This is a genomic window from Frankia sp. CgMI4, assembly GCF_001756285.1.
In the GTDB taxonomy this organism is placed as follows: Bacteria; Actinomycetota; Actinomycetes; order Frankiales; family Frankiaceae; genus Frankia; species Frankia casuarinae.
This window is the reverse complement of sequence record NZ_MAQZ01000040.1, coordinates 1-1,174: the sequence shown is the minus strand read 5'-3', so window position 1 is coordinate 1,174 and position 1,174 is coordinate 1. Positions and strand designations below refer to the sequence as shown.

Genomic DNA, 1,174 nt, shown 5'->3' with positions numbered 1-1,174 from the left:
TGCGGCGGAGTCCGGGTGCGGTGGCGTTGGTGTGTGAGGGGCGGGTGGTGTCGTATGGGGAGTTGGAGGTGGCGGCGAATCGGTTGGCGTGGCGTTTGGTGGGGTTGGGGGTGGGTGCGGAGCGGGTGGTGGCGGTGGCGGTGGCGCGGTCGGTGGAGTTGGTGGTGGCGTTGTTGGCGGTGGTGAAGGCGGGGGGTGCRTATCTGCCGGTTGATCCGGAGTATCCGGCGTCGCGGGTGGGGTTGATGTTGGCTGATGCRGATCCGGTGGTGGTGTTGTGTACGGCGGAGACGGTGGGGGGTTTGCCGGAGCATMCGGCTGTGCGGCTGATGGTGGATGACGGTGGGGWGGTGCGGGATTGTCCGGGGACGTCTCCTGGTGTTGTGGTGCGGCCGGGGTGTCCGGCGTATGTGATGTATACGTCGGGGTCGACGGGTGTGCCGAAGGGGGTGGTGGTGTCGCATCGGGGGATTGTGAACCGGTTGTTGTGGATGCAGGGTGAGTATGGGTTGGGTGGTGATGACCGGGTTCTGCAGAAGACGTCGTCGGGGTTTGACGTGTCGGTGTGGGAGTTTTTCTGGCCGCTGGTTACGGGTGCGTGTCTGGTGGTGGCGCGGCCTGGTGGTCATCGTGATCCGCGTTATCTGGTGGATCTGGTGGTGGCTGAGCGGGTGACGACGGTGCATTTTGTGCCGTCGATGCTGGGGTTGTTTCTGGATGAGGAGGGTGCGGCTTTGTGTGGGGGGCTTCGGCGGGTGGTGTGTAGTGGTGAGGTTTTGCCGGGCGAGTTGGTGGAGCGGTTTCAGGGGGTGTTGCCGGGGGTGGGGTTGCATAATCTTTATGGTCCGACTGAGGCGTCGGTGGATGTGTCGTTCTGGGCGTGTCCGCCGGGGGTGTCGGGGGTGGTGCCGATCGGGGGGCCGATCTGGAATGTTCGGTTGTTTGTGTTGGATGGTTTTCTGCGGCCGGTTCCGCCGGGGGTGGTGGGGGAGTTGTATATCGCTGGTGTGGGGTTGGCGCGTGGGTATGTGGGTCGYTCGTCGTTGACGGGGGAGCGGTTTGTGGCGTGTCCGTTTTCTGGGTCTGGGGAGCGGATGTATCGGACGGGGGATTTGGTGCGGTGGCGGGGTGATGGTGTGTTGGTGTATGTGGGGCGGGTTGATGCGCAGGTGAA

The 1,174-nt window shown here is 64.3% G+C and carries 1 protein-coding gene; it reads left to right on the top strand.

Annotated features, from left to right (window positions below):
* A partial coding sequence (locus tag Manayef4_RS03065; protein ID WP_139139983.1) for an amino acid adenylation domain-containing protein occupies positions 1–1,174 on the top strand: 1,174 nt, incomplete at both ends.